This is a genomic window from Nonomuraea deserti (assembly GCF_004348685.1).
Taxonomy (GTDB): Bacteria; Actinomycetota; Actinomycetes; order Streptosporangiales; family Streptosporangiaceae; genus Nonomuraea; species Nonomuraea deserti.
The window spans coordinates 15,233-32,354 of sequence record NZ_SMKO01000101.1 but is presented as its reverse complement, the minus strand read 5'-3'; the positions used below and the strand labels follow the sequence as shown (position 1 = coordinate 32,354).

Sequence of the window (17,122 nt, the reverse complement as noted above, 5' to 3'; positions counted from 1 at the left end):
GCGGCGTAGGGGGTGGCGGGGGCGTCGCCGAGGTAGTGGCGCCAGGCGGCGGTGACCTTGTCGCGGTTCATCCAGGGCGTGTCGGTGAAGGCGCGGGCGGACCAGGTCTCCTGGCGGTCGTCGAGGCCGGGCTGGTTGAGCAGCTGGAAGCGGATGTGCGGGCCGTGTTCGTCGCGCGACCGCAGGGTCATGCCGGCGGCCAGTCCGGCGCCGGCGCTGTGGCCGCCGACCGCGATGCGGGCGGGGTCCAGGCCCAGGCTGGTGGCGTGCTCGGCCGTCCAGCAGAGTACGGCGTAGGCGTCGTCCAGGGCGGCGGGGAAGGGGTGTTCGGGGGCCAGGCGGTAGCCGACCGAGATCACCGCCGTGCCGGAGACGTCGGCGAGCCGGGCGGCCCAGGGATGCTCGGTCTCCAGGTCGCCCATGACCCAGCCGCCGCCGTGCAGCCACACGACGGCGCCCTGGCCCCCCCGCCGGGGGCGGTAGACGCGCACCGGCACGCCCGAACCGGCGGGCACCGTGTGGTCCTCGATCTCCAGGTCCGTGGTGTCCGGCGGCGCCACCGAGGCGGCCAGGGCGGCGAATTCCTTCCGGTCGGCGATCGGATCGCGGAGATCCGACTGAGGGAACAGCGGGACGAAGGCTTCCAGCTCGGGATCCATGCAGCTCATCCTGGCCGCCGCCACCCGCGACATCATCCGCCAACCGTCGCCGATCACGGCTGGGTCGCGCGCCGATCGTCGCGTACCCTTCCCTGCATGGAAGCACTGGCCGTACGGTTGTCGCACCTGGACACGGAAGCCGGAGGCGCGATCCGGGTCGTCATGTTCTACGACACGCTGATGCGCCGCCGGGTGGATCTCCCCGCGCTCGCCCGGGCGTCGGCGAACCTGGCCGGATGCGTGACCGGGATACGGCTCCACGGCCCGGGACGCGTCATCCGCTGCACGCCCGACGGCAGGCAGGCGGCCGGCCCGCCGTCTACCGCGTCCACCACGGCGCCGATCACCCTCGACGACGAGGAGATCGGCACGGTTTGGCTGGAACGCTCCGGCCCGCCCATCCCGCTCGACGACCTGCTGCTCGACCGGCTCGCCATCGCCGCCGCGGCCGTCGTCGAGAGGTATGGCCCGGCCAGCACCACCATGGCCGATCCGGCACTCGTCGAACTCGTGATCAGCCCGGGCAGCGAGGAGGCCGCCAGAGCCCGGGCGCTTCGCCTGCTGGGATTCGCCGCCGACCTGCCCGTCCGCGTCGCCGCCGTACGGTCGCATCTCCCGCTCGACCAGGTCGGCGGCCTGATCTGTCCGGCCCGCCCGGTCAAGGCGGCGCCACTCGGCGGCGTGGGCGTCATCCTGGCCACCACCGTCGACCCCGGACGCTTCCCGTCAGGTGTGCGCGCGGGCATCGGGGCTGCGGCGAGCCCATGCACGTCCTGGCAGCAGGCCCGCACCGCGCTCCGCTACACCACCCGTCGCCGGCCGGTCATCCGCTACGACGACCTGGGCGCGCTGGCGCTCCTGGCCGAGATCCCCCCGGACGTCGCGCGCGGCAACGCCGACGTGGCCGCGATCGCCCGCATGGCCGGCAACCCGGAGGATCTGGAGACCCTGGACGCCTACTGCGCCACCGGCTCCCTGCGCCAGGCCGCCGACCTCCTCCACCTGCACCACAGCAGCATCGCCCGCCGGCTCGAACAGATCGGCAGGGCCCTGGACATCGACCTCACCGGATCGACCGGGCTGACCCGGGCCAGGATCGCCCTCACCACCTGGCGGCTCCTCGACGACTGAGGAGGCCCGCCCCGCGGCTCCCGCGACGGTGTGGCCTCCGCACCGGCGGCGCGCACCCCCGATGACGCTGGGACGAACCGCCGAACGGACCAGGACCCGCCGGCGCCTTCCGGGGCGCCGGCGGATCCGTTCCTGCTCCTTACCCGAACTGGCCGGGCTGGTAGTCGCCGGCCGGCTGCTGGGTGATGACGTTCAGGCGGTTGAAGGCGTTGATGGTGGCGATGAGCGTCACCAGGGCGATGAGCTGGTCCTCGTCATAGTGCTTGGCGGCGTTCGCCCAGACCTCGTCGGAGACGCCGCCGGCCCCGTCCGCGAGGCGGGTGCCCTGCTCCGCCAGCTCCAGGGCGGCGCGCTCGGCCTCGGTGAAAACCGTGGCCTCCCGCCAGGCCGCGACCAGGTGGAGCCGCACCGCGGTCTCCCCGGCCTTCGCGGCATCCTTGGTGTGCATGTCGATGCAGAAGGCGCAGCCGTTGATCTGACTGGCGCGCAACTGCACCAGTTCCCGCGTCGCGGCCGGCAGCGTCGAGTCCGCGACCACCTTGCTCACCCCGACGAAGTGCTTCAGTGCCTTGGCCGCGAGCTGGTTGCCGAAAACGTTCAGACGAGCATCCATGATGGGCTCCCTTGTCGTCGTTGCTGGTCGTACCCCACTGACGGGACAGCCCGGCGAAGTGTGACAGGAACGAATGTGACATGGGCCACCCGGCACGCCGCCGCCGCCGTCGGGCTCGGGCGGCCCCGGCTCGTCGCGTCGTGCGGTGACACGCGCCGCGAGCCGGCCGGTTCAGGCCGGGTGGGGGCCGCTGCCGGGGAGCACCGCGAACAGCAGGCGAACCGGGGGCTCGATGACGCGGGTGATGTGCCCGCCCCTGATGTCCGCGGCCAAGCCGACGTCCCCGGCACGCAGCCGGAGTGTCTCTCCGCTCGTAGTCTCGGCCTCGATGACCCCGCGGAGGACGACGACGAACTGGCGGGCCGGCGCCGGGTGTGACGGGATGGTCATGCCGGCGAAGAGATCGACGAACTGCAGCGACACCGCCTCGACCGGGATCGTGGACAACATCGGCGGCAGGCCGGGGCCCAGGTCGGTGGGGTGTTGCGCGAGCTCGACCGTGGTCAGCCTGCTGCCGCCGTCGCCGTCGTCGTCGAACTGGGGATAGCTCAAGGTCATTTCCGGCGCTCCCGGCATGGGCCGCCCTCCGCTCTCTCGCCGCCATGGTGCTGGTACGGCCTGACGCTATCAACACCATGTCGACTCTATCAACACTGTGTCGAGCGATTCGACGCGGTGTTGGCCACAGGTGCCGGCTCCCGGTAGGGTGAGGCGCATGACCCTTGACGGCGCCACGGGACCGCGCGCGAGCCGTGGCCGCCGGACGTCCCGGCCCACGGGCGACGATCGGGAGCAGGCCATCCTCGCCACTGCCGTCCGGCTGCTCGAACGGCACGCGCTGAGCGAGATCTCCATCGACGACCTCGCACGCGGCGCGGGGATCTCCCGCCCCACCTTCTACTTCTACTTCCGGTCCAAGGACGCGGTGCTGCTCACCTTGCTCGACCGGGTGAACGAGGAGGCGGTCCGGGCGCTGGCCGATCCGCTCGACAGGGTCGCCGAGGATCCGGTGCGCTGCTGGCGCGAGTGCCTCGCCGCCCTCTACACGACCTTCCACTCACACCGGCCGGTCCTGCTCGCCACCGCCGAAGTCCGGCACACCAACGCCGAGGTCGCCCGCTGGTGTGCCGACATGATGGACGTCTGGGTCACCCGGACCGAACAAGCCATCGAGGCGGAGCGCGCCCGCGGCGCCGCGCCACCCGGGCCCGGCTCCCGAGAGCTTGCGATCGTGCTCAACGCCATGGTCGACCGGGCGCTCTACGCGACCTTCACCGGGGATGGGCCCGCGGTGCCCGCGGCCGAGGTGGTCGACGTCCTGCTCCATGCCTGGCTCACCAGCATCTACCAGACCGCCGAGCCCGCACCCGCCTGACCCGCCCTCAAGGCCTGGCTGACCCGTGAGGCGCCCGCCGTCGGGAGCAAGGCCGGAGCGGGGATCAGGGGGTGTACCGGTAGCCCATGCCCGGTTCGGTGATCAGGTGCACCGGGTGGGCGGGGTCCCGTTCGAGTTTCTTGCGCAGTTGCGTCATGTACTGGCGCAGATAGTGCGTCTCCTTGACGTACTTGCTGCCCCACACCTCGCTCAGCAGGTGGCGCTGGGTGATGAGCTTGCCGGGGTTGCTCAGCAGGATCTCCAGGATGCGCCACTCGGTGGGGGTCAGGCGCAGTTCGCCGGAGACGGTCTTGCGGTTCAGGTCCACCGTGTGCTCGCCGATCTGGACGGGGGTGAGCTCGGCCTCCTGCGTGCCGGCGCGGCGGGAGACCGCGCGGATGCGGGCGAGGAACTCCTCGATGCTGAACGGTTTGGTCACGTAGTCGTCGGCCCCGGCGTCCAGGGCGTCGATCTTGTCCTGGCTGCCGGCGCGGCCGGAAAGGACCACGATGGGCGTCTGCGTCCAGCCACGCAGGCCGTGGATGACGTCCACGCCGTCCATGTCGGGCAGGCCGAGGTCGAGGACGACCAGGTCGGGGTGCCATTCGGCGGCCTGCGTGAGGGCGGCCGCGCCGTCGGCCGCGACCGCGACCTCGTAGCGGCGGGCGGCCAGGTTGATGCGCAGGGTGCGCAGCATCTGGGGTTCGTCGTCCACGACGAGGATCCTGGTCATGGTGTCACCGCCTTGGAGAGGTGGCCAGTCGGATGATCATCGTAAGGCCGCCTCCAGGCGTCTCCTCGGGCACGAGCGCGCCGCCCATGGCCTCGGTGAGCCCGCGCGAGAGCGCGAGCCCGAGGCCGACGCCGGTGTGGTTGTCGCGGTCGCCGAGCCGCTGGAACGGCTGGAAGACCCGGTCATGGGCCTCGGGCGGGATGCCGGGACCGCGGTCGATGACGCGGATCTCGACGACGTCGTCGTGCCGGCTGGCCGTGATGAGCACCTTCCGGTCCGGCGGGCTGTAGCGCACCGCGTTGGCCGTCAGGTTGACCAGGACCCGTTCCAGCAGTGCCGGGTCGGCGACGATCTCGGGCAGGTCGAAGGAGATGTCGCCGTGGACACGGTCGCGCTGCGGGCCGAGGTCGTCGATGACGCGGGGGAGGACCTCTTCCAGGGCGACGGGCTGGAGCGCCAGCCCGAGCACGCCGGCCTGCAGGCGGCTCATGTCGAGCAGGTTCTCCACGAGCCGGTCGAGCCGGTCCAGCGACTCGTCGGCGGTGGCCAGCAGTTCCTCGCGGTCCTCGGCCGTCCAGGTGACGTCGTGGCTGCGCAGGCTCTCGACGGAGGCCTTGGCGGCCGACAGGGGAGTGCGCAGGTCATGGCTGACGGCCGCGAGCAGCGCGGTGCGCATCCTGTCGGCCTCGGCCAGGGGCTTGGCGCGTTCGGCCTCTCGCTGCAGGCGCTTCTGGCGCAGCGCGACGGCCGCCTCGGCGGCGAAGGCCTCCAGCACCTGCCGGTCACTGGCGTCGAGCAGCCGGCCCCGCGCCGCCAGCACCAGCCGATCGTCGATGGCGACGTCGGTGTCGGCCACGGCGGGCGAGGTGCAGGGGGCGGCCCCGGAGGTGGCGATGACGCGCCAGGCGGCGGGATCGGAGGTGTCGTCCGGGGTGGGCTCGCCGAGCCGTTCGAGCAGGGTGACCGCGTCCAGAGCGAACGTCTCGCGCAGCCGCCCGAGCAGCGACGGCAGCGCGGCCTCACCGCGCAGCACGTGCCCGGCCAGGGTGGAGAGCACCTCGGCGTCCGCCCGGGCGCGAGCCGCCTCCCTGGCCCGGCGGGCCGCCAGGTCGACGATCGTGCTGACCACCGTGGCGACCAGCACGAACACCACCAGGGAGAGGAGGTTCTCCGGGTCAGCGATGTCCCAGGTGTGAACGGGCGAGGTGAAGAACCAGTTGAGCAGCACGGACGAGCCGACCGCCGCGGTGATCGCCGGCCAGGTGCCGCCGATGACCGCGACGCCGAGAACCAGGCACAGGAACAGCAGGATCTCGCTGGGCAGCGAGGTCGCGTCCTGGAACGGGACGAGCACAGCGGTCAGCAGCGGCAGCCCGGCCACGGCGGCGACCCATCCGGCGAGCCTGCGTTTCCTGGTGAGGGCCGCCCTGGAGCGCTCGGACCGCTCGCGGCCCAGCTCGGCACCCTCGTGCGTGACCAGGTGCACGTCGATGGGCCCGGCCCGGGCCGTGGTCTCCACGCCCACGCCCCGGGAGAGGATCTGCGCGAAACGGCCCCTTCTCGATGCTCCGAGGACGAGCTGGGTGGCGTTGACGCCGCGGGCGAAGTCGAGCAACGCCTGCGGGATGTCGTCGCCCACCACCTGGTGGTAGGTGCCGCCCATGCTCTCGACCAGCGAGCGCTGCCGGACCAGACTGGCCGGATCGGCACCGGCCGGCCCGTCGACGCTGGTGACGTGCACGGCCAGCAGGTCGGCGCCCTTGGTCCTGGCGGCGATGCGGGCGGCCCGGCGCACGAGCGTCTCGCCCTCCGGGCCGCCGGTCAGCGCGACCACCACCCGCTCGCGTGTCTCCCATGTGCCGGCGATGCTGTGCTCGGCGCGGTAGCGGTCGAGCTGGTCGTCCACCTTGCCCGCCACCCACAGCAGTGCCAGCTCGCGCAGCGCGGTCAGGTTGCCGACGCGGAAATAGTTCGACAGCGCCGCGTCCACCTTCTCGGCGGCGTACACGTTGCCATGGGCCATACGACGGCGCAGCGCCTCGGGCGACATGTCGACCAGCTCGACCTGATCGGCCCGCCGTACCACCTCGTCGGGCACGGTCTCGCGCTGCGGCACCCCGGTGATCTCCTGGACCACGTCGTTGACGGACTCCAGATGCTGGATGTTCACGGTGGAGACGACGTCGATGCCGGCGTCGAGGATCTCCTCGATGTCCTGCCAGCGCTTGGCGTTCCTGGAGCCGGGCACGTTGGTGTGGGCCAGCTCGTCGATCAGCGCCACCTTGGGCGCGCGCTCGATGACCGCTTCGACGTCCAGCTCGGTGAAGGTGGCCCCCCGGTACACGATGGTCTGACGGGGAACGATCTCCATGCCGTCCAGGAGGGCGGCGGTGCGGCGGCGGCCGTGGGTCTCGACGAGGCCCACGACCACGTCGCGGTCGCGTTCCAGCGCGCGCCGGCCCTCGCCGAGCATCGCGTACGTCTTGCCCACCCCAGGGGCCGCCCCGAGGTGGACCCTCAGCCGCCCTCGCATGTCAGGCCCTGTCCAGAGCGAGGTTGAGCTCGATCACGTTGACCACGGGCTCGCCCATGAAGCCGAGCGCGCGGCCGGTGGTGTGCTCGTCGATCAGCGCCCTCACCCGATCGGCCGGCAGCCCGCGCTCCCTGGCCACGCGCGGCGCCTGGAGCACGGCGTAGGCGACGGAGATGTGCGGGTCGAGGCCCGAGCCGCTGGCCGTGACGGCGTCGGCCGGCACGGCGGGCGGGCCGGCCCCGCCCCTGACCGGGACGGTGCGCCCGGCCGCGTAGTCCTCGCCCGGCTTCGCGCACTCCACCCTCAGCCCCTGGTAGGAGGGGATGAAAGGGGTGGCGGGACAGGCCTGGTTGACGCTCACGGCGTGCCGTCGCCGGCGGCCGAGGGCCGGGACTGGAAATACCTGCGGATCGGGTCGCCGCCGGGGTCGGTGAAGGACTGGCCGACGAGCGCGCTGCCGGCGGTCCTGCCGTCCTTCTCGATCAGCGAGCCGTTGGCCTTGTCGTCGAACAGGGCCTGGGCCACCCCGGTGGCGGCCAAGGGATAGACGATGCCGGTGACCACCGTGAGCACGAGCAGCGCGCGCAGCGCCGCCAGGTGCCGGCGGATCCAGCTGGGCATGCGGGTCATTGCGCCATCCCCGGTAGGAACTGGATGATCAGGTCGATGATTGTGATGCTGATGAACGGCACGACGATGCCGCCCAGGCCGTAGCGGTAGAGGTTACGGGACAGCAGCTCGGAGGCGCCGGCGGGGCGGTATCCGACGCCACGCAGCGCCAGCGGGACCAACGCGATGATCACCAGGGCGTTGAGGACGACCGCCGACAGGACCGCGGACTGCGGGCCGGCCAGGCGCATGATGTCGAGGGTGTCCAGGCCCGGGTGGACGGTCGCGAACATGGCCGGGATGATCGCGAAATACTTGGCGATGTCGTTGGCGATCGAGAACGTGGTCAGCGCCCCCCGCGTGATCAGCAGCTGCTTGCCGATCTCGACGATCTCGATGAGCTTGGTCGGGCTGGAGTCGAGGTCCACCATGTTTCCGGCCTCCTTGGCGGCGCTCGTGCCGGTGTTCATGGCCACGCCGACGTCGGCCTGGGCCAGGGCCGGCGCGTCGTTGGTGCCGTCGCCGGTCATCGCGACCATCCGGCCGCCCTCCCGCTCCTGCCTGATCAGCGCCAGCTTGTCCTCGGGGTGGCCTCGGCCAGGAAGTCGTCCACGCCTGCCTCGTCCACGCCTGCCTCGTCCACGCCTGCCTCGTCGGCGATGGCCTGGCGGTCAGCGGACTGTCCCCGGTGATCATGACGGTGCGGATGCCCATGCGGCGCATCTCGTCGAAGCGTTCGCGCATGCCCTGCTTGACCACGTCCTTGAGATGGATCACCCCGAGCACGCGGCCCGTCTCGGCCACGACCCGCGGGGTACCGCCGGAGGCCGAGATGCCGTCCACGATATGGCCCACCTCATCGGTCGGGCGAACCCGCGCACCAGGGCGATCGCGACCGCCATGCCGGCCGCGGCCGAGGTGAAGTTCTGCACGGCCAGGCACGCCGAGCAACCGGTAGAGGAGCCGCTCGACGCCGAAGTGATCGGCGCCGGTGTAGACGCGGTACAACAACAGGGCCGCGAGCATGAGGATCACCAGGCCGGCGGCCACGACGAGACCGGTGGCGTTGACGGCACTCACAGTTGCTCGACCGCCTTGACGACCAGCCCCAGGACCGCGAAGACCGCGATCGTCAGGGCGACGAAGATGACGTCGGCCATCCCACTCCTCAATCTGGACAGGTGCTTTGCCGCGCCTGCATGGGCGGCTGTAAAGCAAGCAAATCCCAGGATTTCGGGGTGTCTGCCGGTCTTGACGGGATTCATACGGGCATGCTGCGAATATTGACGGCATCCTTACGCGAGGACTTTCGCGGCCTGCAACGACGGCCCCGTCACGTGCTGGGGAAGGTCCGGCGGTATGGGCGCTGTAAGTGATGAAATGTGAGGCTATGGACTCAGCCGTGCCCCACACGCGTCTCGACCTTGACCGGATCCGCGCGGCTCGCCAGGTGATCGACCCGCGATTTCTGGACACGCCGCTGTACGAGTGCGACGCGCTGGGACGCCGGCTCGGCTGCACGGTGAGCGTCAAGCTGGAAACGGCGAACCCGGTCCGCAGCTTCAAGGGGCGGGGCACCGAACTCGTCGCCGGCCGGCTGACCGGCCAGGGCCGGGCGGCCGCGGTGTGCGCCAGCGCCGGCAACCTGGGCCAGGCGCTCGGCTGGTCGGGTCGCCGCCGTGGCCTCGACGTGACGGTCGTGGCATCACGCCGGGCGCCGGCTGCCAAGCTTGATCGGATCCGCGCGCTGGGCGCCGAGCTGGAGCTGGTGGAGGGCGACTTCGAAACGGCCCGCGAGCGGGCGGCGAGCATCGCGCGACGGCGCGGCGTGCGATTGGTCGAGGACAGCCTGGACATCGAGACCTGCGAGGGCGCGGCGACCATCGGCCTGGAACTGGCGAGCGGGGCGTCCCCGTTCGACGTCGTCCTGATCGCTTTGGGCGGCGGCGCGATGGCCACCGGGGTGGGCCACGTCATGAAGACCCTGCTGCCGGCGGTCGAGGTGATCTGCGTGCAGCCCCTCGGCGCACCCGCGATGACCCGCTCGTGGCACGAGCGCCGGGTCGTCACCACCGAGTCGACCGACACGATCGCCGACGGCGTCGCCGGCCGGTACCCCATCCCCGTGGTCCTGGACGACCTCCTCGAGGTGACTGACGACGCCGTCCTCGTCCAGGAGGCGTCGATCATCGCGGGCATGCGGATGCTCCTGGAGCACGCGGGGCTCGTCGTCGAACCCTCGGCGGCCCTCGGCGTCGCTGCCGTTCTGGAAGACCGTGACCGGTTCGCCGGACGCCACGTGGTCACCATCGTCTGTGGCAGCAACGTCGACCTGGACGCCTATCACCGCTGGGTCCGCGCGTGAGGCCCCGCGCAACGCAGGCCGGGCGTCAAGCGTGCTCTCGCCGACTTCCCGGGTGAGATCACCACGCTGCTGCGTCAGCCGTTCTGGCTGCACTTCTCGACGCCGGACCGCCGCCAGGCGAGGTGACGACTGTCTCCAGGATTCCCAGCCGTCAACCGATGGTTGACGGCCTGACAATCGTCAACCTATGGTTGACGACATGGACAGTACGGTACGTCTCCACGACCTGATCACCGCGATCAAGACCCGCCACCCCGACGGCGACCCCCTGGGCGAGTTGTCGGACGCGGTGGCCCTGGGTGAGTACATCGGCGAGGTGGCCGACCATCTGATCGGCCACTTCGTCGACCAGGCCAGGCACTCCGGCGCCTCCTGGACCGACATCGGGCGCAGCATGGGCGTCAGCAAGCAGGCCGCGCAGAAGCGGTTCGTCCCCAAGGACGGCGGCTCCGACCTGGCGTCCGACACGCGCGCCTACGCCCGCTTCACCGATCGCGCCCGCAGCGTCGTCGTCAAGGCGCAGGAGGAGGCGCGGGCGGCGGGCCACGATCACATCGAGCCCGGCCACCTGGTGCTCGGGCTGCTGCGCGAGCCCGAGGCGCTGGCGGCCGCGACCATGGTGGCGCTCGGCGCGTCACCCGACGCGGTCAAGGACGCCGTCACGGCCGCGCTCGGGCCGGGCGCCGCGAGCCCGCGGCAGATGATCACGCCGTTCTCCGCGCAGGGCAGGAAGGCCCTGGACCTGACGTTGCGTGAAGGGCTGCGGCTGGGCCACGACTATGTGGGCACCGAGCACATCCTGCTCGGCATCCTGTCGCTGGAGGACGGGCCCGTGGTGCGGGCGCTGGCGGACCTGGGCGTGACCAGGGAACCGGCCGAGCGCGAGATCACACGGGCGATCAAGGAGATCAGGCAGGCCAGGGAATGACCTCCTGCCCGGGGCCGGTCAGGACGCGCTCCAGCACCTCCCTCGGGACAGGCCGGTCGGTGAATCCCCGCGCTGCTCGCCGGCTCGTGACCGCCTCATGGACGTCCACATCCGCTCGACGTCCCCGCCGGCGTTGACATCCCAGGGCCGGAAGGTGCGACACGGACGCCGAGACCAGGGACGCGAAGGTGCGAGCCAGAGGTCGCGGAACTCCGGCGCGACCACCGCGTCGTAGCCGACCGGCGCGTCGAGGAGCCCGCAGTGCCGGCCGAAGTCGACGAGCGCCCGGGCCGTCCCGGCCGGGATGCGCGAGTCGTAGTAGGGGGCGTCGCGGCGTACCAGCTCGGCGATCAGGCCCGCCTCGCGGGGCGGGAACAGCCGTTCGCCGACCTCGGTGGCGCGCTCCGGCTCCGCGCGCAGGAGGGTCTGGGCGCGGACGATCGCGCGGGTCATGGCCGATCCGTTCGGTGCCGGCACCCGCGGCTGCGAGCAGCCGGCGCAGGCCGAGGTCGGGGCCGGGCGCGGCCCCGATGCGCGCGCCGCCCAGCGCGCCGAGATCGCCTCGGGCCACGCCCAGATCCTTGCGCATGACGAGAAACCAGTACATGTGCTGGGACAGCGCCGCCACCAGCTTGGCGCCGCTCCACCCCGGGAAGGCGTGCATCGGCGCGTGCGCGGCGCCGGCCAGGAAGTCGATCGAGCCGGTACGCAGCGCCTCGGCGGCGTCGGTGACGGGGTAGAGCAGGTCGAGACGGACGTCGAGCCCTTCGTCCCGCGCCAGGCCGAGCTCCACGGCGGCGATGGCGGGGAAGTAGGAGGGGGAGATCAGGTCGGGTACGGCGATTCGCACAGCAGGGATCCTTCGGGGTCAGTCGATCTCTCGTCCGCGGACGACGGAGTCCAGCAGGGAGGTACGGCGCGCAGGAACAACCGCTGCGCCTTGTCGTCGGCGCTGATCTCGGCGAGCCGGTCCAGCTTCGCGCGCCGGACCTGCGGGTCCTTCTCCTCCAGCCGCTGCTTGTTGTCGACGGTCTGCTGCTGGACGAACTCGATGTTGATCGTGCGCCGGCGGCGCTCGTACCGGTCGAGCAGGTCGGGGCCGGACCGCCCCGAGGCCACCTCGTCGAGGGTGCGCACCAGCTCCAGGGCGTCGTGGACGCCGCAGTTCAGGCCGAGCCCGCCGATCGGGTTGTTGACGTGCGCGGCCAGCCGGTCGTTGCGCGCGATGATGGAGTAGCGCGGGTAGTCCGGTACCACGTCGGTGGAGAGGGCCAGCAGGTTGACGCCGTCGCGGCGGACCCGGGGCACGTAGTCGGCGGGGGAGGACGCGCTGTCGGTGGTGCCGGCGACGACCGCGCGGTAGCGGTCGGCGTTGCCGCCGCCGTTCAGCTTCTGCATGGAGGCGCCGGAGACGCCCGCCTCCGCCAGCATCACGTTCGCGATCACGGCGGGCACCGTCGGCGAGGAGATCGCGATGCTCTTGCCCTGGAGCTGCGCCAGGCTGGTGATGCCCTTCCTCGCGTAGATCGCCCAGGGCAGCCCGATCATGGTCGAGCCGATGACGGAGGCGTCGAGGTCGCCGCGCTCCGAGGCGATGAAGAAGGCGCCGGCGTTCTGCTCGACCGCGTCCACCTCGCCGGAGGCCAGCGCGGGCAGGGCCTGCGAGGCGCTCTGCAGCGTCACGAACTCGACCTCGACGCCCCGGCGTTCGAAGAATCCCTTCTCCTCGGCCATCTTCAGGAAACCGCAGTCGGTCGAGCACTGCAGGACCCCGACCTTCCAGGTGAGCCTGCCGCCGGTGTCGGCGCCGCACCCCGAGGCCGCGGCCAGGACGGCGGCGAGGAGCAGCGGCAGCAGCCGCCGCGGTCGTGCCCCGCCTCCCGTGACCCTGCTCGTCATGGCCCTGCTTGTCATGGTCCCGCTCGTCATGGCCGGGCCCGGTAGCGCACCTCGAACGTGAGCACGCCCTCGTCCGTGCGCCACGGACCGTGCGGCATGCCCGGCGGGCGGCAGGCGTACATCCCGGCCGTGAAGGTCCGGCCCAGGGAGAGGTCGACGAACGAGCCCTCCACGATGTAGACCTCCTCCCAGAAGTCGTGCCGCTGGACGCCCATCGGGGTGGAGTCGGCGCCCGGCTCGTAGCGCAGCATGCGGGTCGCCACGCCGGTACCGCCGCCCGCGGCCAGGATCCGTTCGGTGATCTTCGGGTCGTCGCCGGGACAGACGGTGAACTCCACGTCGGTCACGGGGAAGAACTCGTGCTCTGGCTTGGTCATGCTGACTCCCGCATCGTGGTGGTCGTGTACGTGTGCGTCAGCCGGGTGCCCGCGGCCGGCCCGAGGCTCAGCGACCAGGAGTCGCCGTGCACGAACGTCCCGCCCAGGAGCGCCAGCGTCCCGCAGAACATCACCAGGTCTCCGGCGGTGTCGCCGACGGTGGCGGTCATGCGTTCGAGCAGGTCGGCCGGATGGCGCAAGGAGGACACCGCCCCCTCCTGGTACGGCTGCCCGTCCACCGCGCACGAGGCCTGGACCTCGTGCCATTCCGGGAAGGACAGGTCGGGGCCGATCTCCAGGACGGAGCCGCCCACGGGTTTGGGGCAGGCGGCCTTGGAGGCGGCGATGTCGTGCCGTTCGATGACCCGGTCCGTGTGGTCGGAGCCGACCTCCAGGAAGTAGGAGCCCCTGTGCCGGATCAGCACCGGCTCCACCTCGCCCGACGTGGCCGGTCCCGGCACATCGATCCGGGCGTCCGTGCTGAGCAGGTCGGGGTCGAGGGGGTAGAACATCGGCACCGCCGGTGGCGGCGGCACGCCGATGGCGGCCAGCTCCTCGATGTGCCTGGCCACGGACGCCTCGTCGGCCGCCGTGTATCCGGCCACGACGAGCCGTTCCGGGCGGACGGGCAGCCGCTCGCCGGAGCCGGCGACGGTGAGGCGCAGGGTCGTTCCGGCGGTCATGCGCGGCCGGCGCGGGCCGGCAGGCGCAGCACGGTCAGCGTGCTCGCCAGGTGAGCGGCCAGGGCGTCGCTCGCGTCACCGGCGGCGAGGGCGCGCACGATCGCCGTGTGCTCCTGGAGCACCGTGCGCGCGCGGTTCTCCTCGCTGGCCACGGCGCGGATGCCCATCCGGATCTGCCGCTCGCGCAGTGACTCGTAGAACTCCGCGAGCACGGGGTTGCCCGACTGGCGGACCAGCAGCCGGTGGAAGGCGTTGTCCCGGTCGATGAAGCCGAGCGGGTCGTCCAGCAGGGCCTCCTGCTCGGCGACGATGCTTTCGAGCTCGGCGATGAAGGACGCGTCCACCGGGACGATGCGCCGGACGCACCAGTCCTCGACGAGGCCGCGCGCCTGCATGACGGCCTCGATCTCGCTGTCGGAGATCGGCGGGATGTAGGCGCCCTTCTTCGGGAGAGCACGAGCTTCCCGGCGTCCCGCCCGAAGCCGGGCGGGACGCGCTCGTCCGTCGCCTTCCGTCAGCGCACGGGCACCCGCGACACGGCCGTCCCGCCGCCGGTGGCCTCCCACCCGGCCACGACCGTCGGGCCGGCGCCCAATGCCCGGTCCAGGGTGACCGTCACCGTCGTCGTCCCCTTGCCGGGCACGGTGACGACGCGGCCGCCCGCCGTGCCCTGGCCGTCGCGGACGAACAGATGCGCCCTGCCCGCCGCGCCGGCCCGCAGCCGCACCTCCACCGCGCCATCACCGCGCGTCGCGGAGACGGCCTTGCCGCTCTGCGACGGCTTGGCCGCGGGGCCGCCGGCCGGCGGCACGTTCACGCGGATCGCCTGCTCCAGCGACTGCGGCGAGTCCAGGCTGGACAGGGCCGTGTCCGGTATCACCGGGTCGGCCGGGGTGGTCGGCCGGTCCGCCGGCGGCTGGTACCCGGGCAGCGTCGCGACGCCCCACCGGTACGGGTCGCCCTGCACCCCGCCCCACGTCGACCAGCCGATCCGGGTCTGGCCGGTCTTGTCCTGGGTGTCGGAGTCGTACACCAGGACGTTGAGCCCGAGGTGCTCCGGATCGACGGCGGCGGGCAGCACCTCCATCGGGATGGACATCTCCACCGTGTACGCGCCTTCGGACACGGCCGAGGCCACCCGCATGCCCGGAGCGGCCTCCTCGCCCGGCCCCTGGTGGTTGTCGGCGTCCCGCAGGAAGCACGGCGGGCCCTCTGCGGTCACCGGCAGCACCGCGGCCTTGAACGTCGTGGAGGTGTTCTCGGACGTGCCACGCGGATCCAGCGTGACCTCCACGGAGTCGGTGCGCCAGTGCCGCTTGCAGTCGGAGGCGGTCAGCCGCGTGCCGAGCGCGTCGTCCTTCACGTGGACCAGCAAGTAGAGCGTGTCGTCGCGCCAGGCGACCTTGGCCGTGCCCGAGCAGTCGGCCGCCGACGAGCAGGCGTCGCCCTCCCACCTGCGGGAGACGTCGAGGGCGGTGCCGGAGTACTCGCCGTCGCCCTCGGCGCCGTCGACGGCCGGCGCGGAACCGGCCCGCGGGACGGTGACCGCGGGCACGAGTTCGAGCGCCGGCCTGCTCGTGCTGGAGCCGTCCTCGCCGGTCGTGGTGGTGATGGTGTACGCGTAGTCGCCGCCCTCGTTGGAGGTCCTCAACGACGGGTCGGAGTTGGTGACGGTGAACGGCACGGTCGTCGACTCGCCCGCCGCCAGGCCGTCGAAGGCGGCCTCGGCCCGGTCGGCGGTGAAGCCGTCGGGGAGGTCCAGGCGCACGGTGCCCGACCGGGTGGCCTCGCCCAGATTCGTGACCACGACGCCGACCTTGCGGGAACCGCCCGACGGCAGCGTGAGGACCGGGGTGACCAGGCCGCGCAGCTGTGGCACGCCCACCTTGGCCACCCAGGTGCCGAACTGGGCGACCTGGGGGAGCGGCTGCTGCTCACCGCGTACGGAGGGGCTGAGCTCGACCTGACGGTCGGTGTAACCGCGGCCCCGCTCGGTGGTCAGCGTGGCCGCGAGGCGGGCGCGCTCTCCCGCGCCGCCCTCCGGAGGCGTCACCGTGAACGTCGCCTCGCCGGTGCGTCCGGGGCCGAGCCTGCCGAGGACGCCGGACCCGCTGACCCGCCAGCCGTCCGGCACGCGCAGCGCCACGGACGAGCGGCCCAGCGGCGTGCGCGGGGGAGCGGTCGCGGTGACCTCGACCGTGAACGCGGTCCCGGGGCGCACGTCGAACGTGCCGGCCCGCAGGGCGAACAGCGTGCCGAGCGGCACGGTGCCCTTCGCCCTGGTCAGCGCGCCGTCGAGGATGGCCGTGGGCGCCGCCGCCGCGTCCGTGCCCGGCTCGGGGAACGGCACCCGCGCGTCCACCTGGGTGAAGAAGTCGCATCCGAGCTGGGCGGGGTCGGTCGGTACGTCGGGGAAGCCGGCCCAGCCCTGGGAGGCGTACGTACGCTGGGCCTCGCGCTCGGCGGCGGCCCACGTGGCGCCCTGCGCCGCGGAGGCGCGCCCGCTCCACACGCCGTAGACGTTCTGCGCCGGGTTGTCCGGCCGGAACGTCGAGGCGCAGTCGGGGCCGTTCCTGGAGGTGCCGCGCCCGCCGCCGGTCAGCAGCCGGGCGGCCGCGAAGGGACGCAACCCCTCGCGGCTGATCTGCTCGGGGAACGCCTTGGGGTCGGCCGCCGCGTAGAACGCTTCCACGGCCAGCCGCGCGGCCAGCTGGTGGTTGCCGTGGTTGCCGGGCGTGGGGGCCGGATCCATGGTCAGCAGGATCTCGGGCCTGGTCCTGCGGACGATCCTGACGACCTTCTCCAGCGTGTCGCCGCCCCACACCTGGTCCGTCAGCGGGGCGCTCACCGTGTAGTAGAAGTCGACGTCGTCGAGGTTGAACACCTCGCGCACGCCTGCCTTGGCCACCGCCTCGCGCTCCTCGGCCTCGCGCAGCAGGCCGAGCGCCGGGCCCTCCTCGGGCCCGACCGCGTTGCCGCCGCCCTCGCCCCTGGTCACGGTGACGACGCCCGTGCGGACGCCGTGATCCTCGTTCCACTGGCCGAGCGTCGACAGGCTGAAGGCCTCGTCGTCGGGGTGGGCGCCGACGAACAGCGCGTCGAGGTCCACCGGGGTGTCGGGTTCCGCCGCGACGGCCGGCGCGGCCGGCAGGACGGCGAGCAGGACGGCGGCCGCCACGGCCAGCCGGCCCACGGCTGTTGGACGCATGGAACCTCC

General features: G+C 72.3%; 17 protein-coding genes and 2 pseudogenes. 5 read left to right on the top strand and 14 right to left on the bottom strand.

Translation table 11 applies throughout. The annotated features are described in order from the left end of the window. Positions 1 to 659, bottom strand: a 659-nt coding sequence (locus E1292_RS30075; RefSeq protein WP_132598976.1) for an alpha/beta hydrolase, incomplete at its 3' end; no start/stop codon positions are given. A gap of 96 nt (positions 660 to 755) precedes the next feature. Between E1292_RS30075 and E1292_RS30070 the strand changes: the two genes are divergently transcribed. Next, complete coding sequence (locus E1292_RS30070) at positions 756 to 1,790, top strand: helix-turn-helix domain-containing protein (protein ID WP_132598974.1); 1,035 nt, start codon at positions 756 to 758, stop codon at positions 1,788 to 1,790. Positions 1,791 to 1,929: 139 nt separating this feature from the next. Here the strand turns inward: E1292_RS30070 and E1292_RS30065 are convergent, their stop codons facing one another. Both E1292_RS30065 and E1292_RS30060 read right to left on the bottom strand, forming a co-directional pair. Further along, a complete protein-coding gene (locus E1292_RS30065) occupies positions 1,930 to 2,403 on the bottom strand; it encodes a carboxymuconolactone decarboxylase family protein (protein WP_132598972.1) in 474 nt (157 codons plus the stop codon). Between the two features lie 171 nt (positions 2,404 to 2,574). Beyond that, positions 2,575 to 2,961 carry a cupin domain-containing protein gene (locus tag E1292_RS30060; RefSeq protein ID WP_132598970.1) on the bottom strand — a complete coding sequence of 129 codons (387 nt, stop codon included), beginning with the start codon at positions 2,959 to 2,961 and terminating at the stop codon, positions 2,575 to 2,577. A 157-nt stretch (positions 2,962 to 3,118) separates the two neighbouring features. Here E1292_RS30060 and E1292_RS30055 point away from each other — a divergent pair, with 157 nt between their 5' ends. Further along, a complete protein-coding gene (locus E1292_RS30055) occupies positions 3,119 to 3,778 on the top strand; it encodes a TetR/AcrR family transcriptional regulator (RefSeq protein ID WP_132598968.1) in 660 nt (219 codons plus the stop codon). 64 nt (positions 3,779 to 3,842) lie between these two features. On the opposite strand, the gene E1292_RS30050 is transcribed toward E1292_RS30055, so the two are convergent. The 5 genes and pseudogenes from E1292_RS30050 to E1292_RS52890 form a co-directional block, all read right to left on the bottom strand. Then, positions 3,843 to 4,511 carry a response regulator gene (locus tag E1292_RS30050; protein ID WP_132598966.1) on the bottom strand — a complete coding sequence of 223 codons (669 nt, stop codon included), beginning with the start codon at positions 4,509 to 4,511 and terminating at the stop codon, positions 3,843 to 3,845. 4 nt (positions 4,512 to 4,515) lie between these two features. After that, positions 4,516 to 7,044 (bottom strand): sensor histidine kinase, encoded by a 2,529-nt coding sequence (locus tag E1292_RS30045; protein WP_132598964.1) that lies wholly within the window; start codon positions 7,042 to 7,044, stop codon positions 4,516 to 4,518. A 1-nt stretch (position 7,045) separates the two neighbouring features. After that, positions 7,046 to 7,674 (bottom strand): annotated as a pseudogene (kdpC, locus tag E1292_RS54150) (K(+)-transporting ATPase subunit C). Beyond that, positions 7,671 to 8,520 (bottom strand): annotated as a pseudogene (locus E1292_RS55495) (HAD-IC family P-type ATPase); the annotation flags it as partial. The pseudogenes E1292_RS55495 and kdpC, both read right to left, overlap by 4 nt. Positions 8,521 to 8,729: 209 nt before the next feature. Next, positions 8,730 to 8,918 (bottom strand): hypothetical protein, encoded by a 189-nt coding sequence (locus E1292_RS52890; protein ID WP_220447120.1) that lies wholly within the window; start codon positions 8,916 to 8,918, stop codon positions 8,730 to 8,732. Positions 8,919 to 9,055: 137 nt separating this feature from the next. On the opposite strand from E1292_RS52890, the gene E1292_RS30020 reads away from it, so the two are divergent. Continuing rightward, positions 9,056 to 10,018: a threonine ammonia-lyase gene (locus tag E1292_RS30020; RefSeq protein ID WP_132598962.1), complete on the top strand. Its 963-nt coding sequence runs from the start codon at positions 9,056 to 9,058 to the stop codon at positions 10,016 to 10,018. 199 nt (positions 10,019 to 10,217) lie between these two features. Beyond that, positions 10,218 to 10,946 carry a Clp protease N-terminal domain-containing protein gene (locus E1292_RS30015; RefSeq protein ID WP_181958317.1) on the top strand — a complete coding sequence of 243 codons (729 nt, stop codon included), beginning with the start codon at positions 10,218 to 10,220 and terminating at the stop codon, positions 10,944 to 10,946. An 18-nt stretch (positions 10,947 to 10,964) separates the two neighbouring features. On the opposite strand, the gene E1292_RS52315 is transcribed toward E1292_RS30015, so the two are convergent. Then, positions 10,965 to 11,399: a hypothetical protein gene (locus tag E1292_RS52315; protein WP_181958316.1), complete on the bottom strand. Its 435-nt coding sequence runs from the start codon at positions 11,397 to 11,399 to the stop codon at positions 10,965 to 10,967. Positions 11,400 to 11,533: 134 nt separating this feature from the next. Here E1292_RS52315 and E1292_RS51450 point away from each other — a divergent pair, with 134 nt between their 5' ends. Beyond that, the gene (locus E1292_RS51450) at positions 11,534 to 11,686 is read left to right on the top strand and encodes a hypothetical protein (RefSeq protein ID WP_165974806.1); all 153 of its coding nucleotides are present in this window, start codon (positions 11,534 to 11,536) and stop codon (positions 11,684 to 11,686) included. Between the two features lie 85 nt (positions 11,687 to 11,771). On the opposite strand, the gene E1292_RS30005 is transcribed toward E1292_RS51450, so the two are convergent. The 5 genes from E1292_RS30005 to E1292_RS29985 all read right to left on the bottom strand — a co-directional run bounded on the left by E1292_RS30005 (position 11,772) and on the right by E1292_RS29985 (position 17,113). After that, positions 11,772 to 12,860, bottom strand: coding sequence for an ABC transporter substrate-binding protein (locus E1292_RS30005; RefSeq protein ID WP_165974809.1), 1,089 nt, complete (start codon positions 12,858 to 12,860; stop codon positions 11,772 to 11,774). Positions 12,861 to 12,871: 11 nt separating this feature from the next. Further along, the gene (locus E1292_RS30000; protein WP_132598956.1) at positions 12,872 to 13,222 is read right to left on the bottom strand and encodes a cupin domain-containing protein; all 351 of its coding nucleotides are present in this window, start codon (positions 13,220 to 13,222) and stop codon (positions 12,872 to 12,874) included. After that, positions 13,219 to 13,905, bottom strand: a complete 687-nt coding sequence (locus E1292_RS29995) for a DUF2848 family protein (RefSeq protein ID WP_132598954.1) — start codon at positions 13,903 to 13,905, stop codon at positions 13,219 to 13,221. Before E1292_RS29995 ends, E1292_RS30000 begins: the two co-directional genes overlap by 4 nt. Then, complete coding sequence (locus E1292_RS29990) at positions 13,902 to 14,300, bottom strand: GntR family transcriptional regulator (RefSeq protein ID WP_132598952.1); 399 nt, start codon at positions 14,298 to 14,300, stop codon at positions 13,902 to 13,904. Before E1292_RS29990 ends, E1292_RS29995 begins: the two co-directional genes overlap by 4 nt. A 119-nt stretch (positions 14,301 to 14,419) precedes the next feature. Continuing rightward, a complete protein-coding gene (locus E1292_RS29985) occupies positions 14,420 to 17,113 on the bottom strand; it encodes a sugar-binding protein (protein ID WP_132598950.1) in 2,694 nt (897 codons plus the stop codon). Between the last annotated feature and the right edge of the window lie 9 nt (positions 17,114 to 17,122).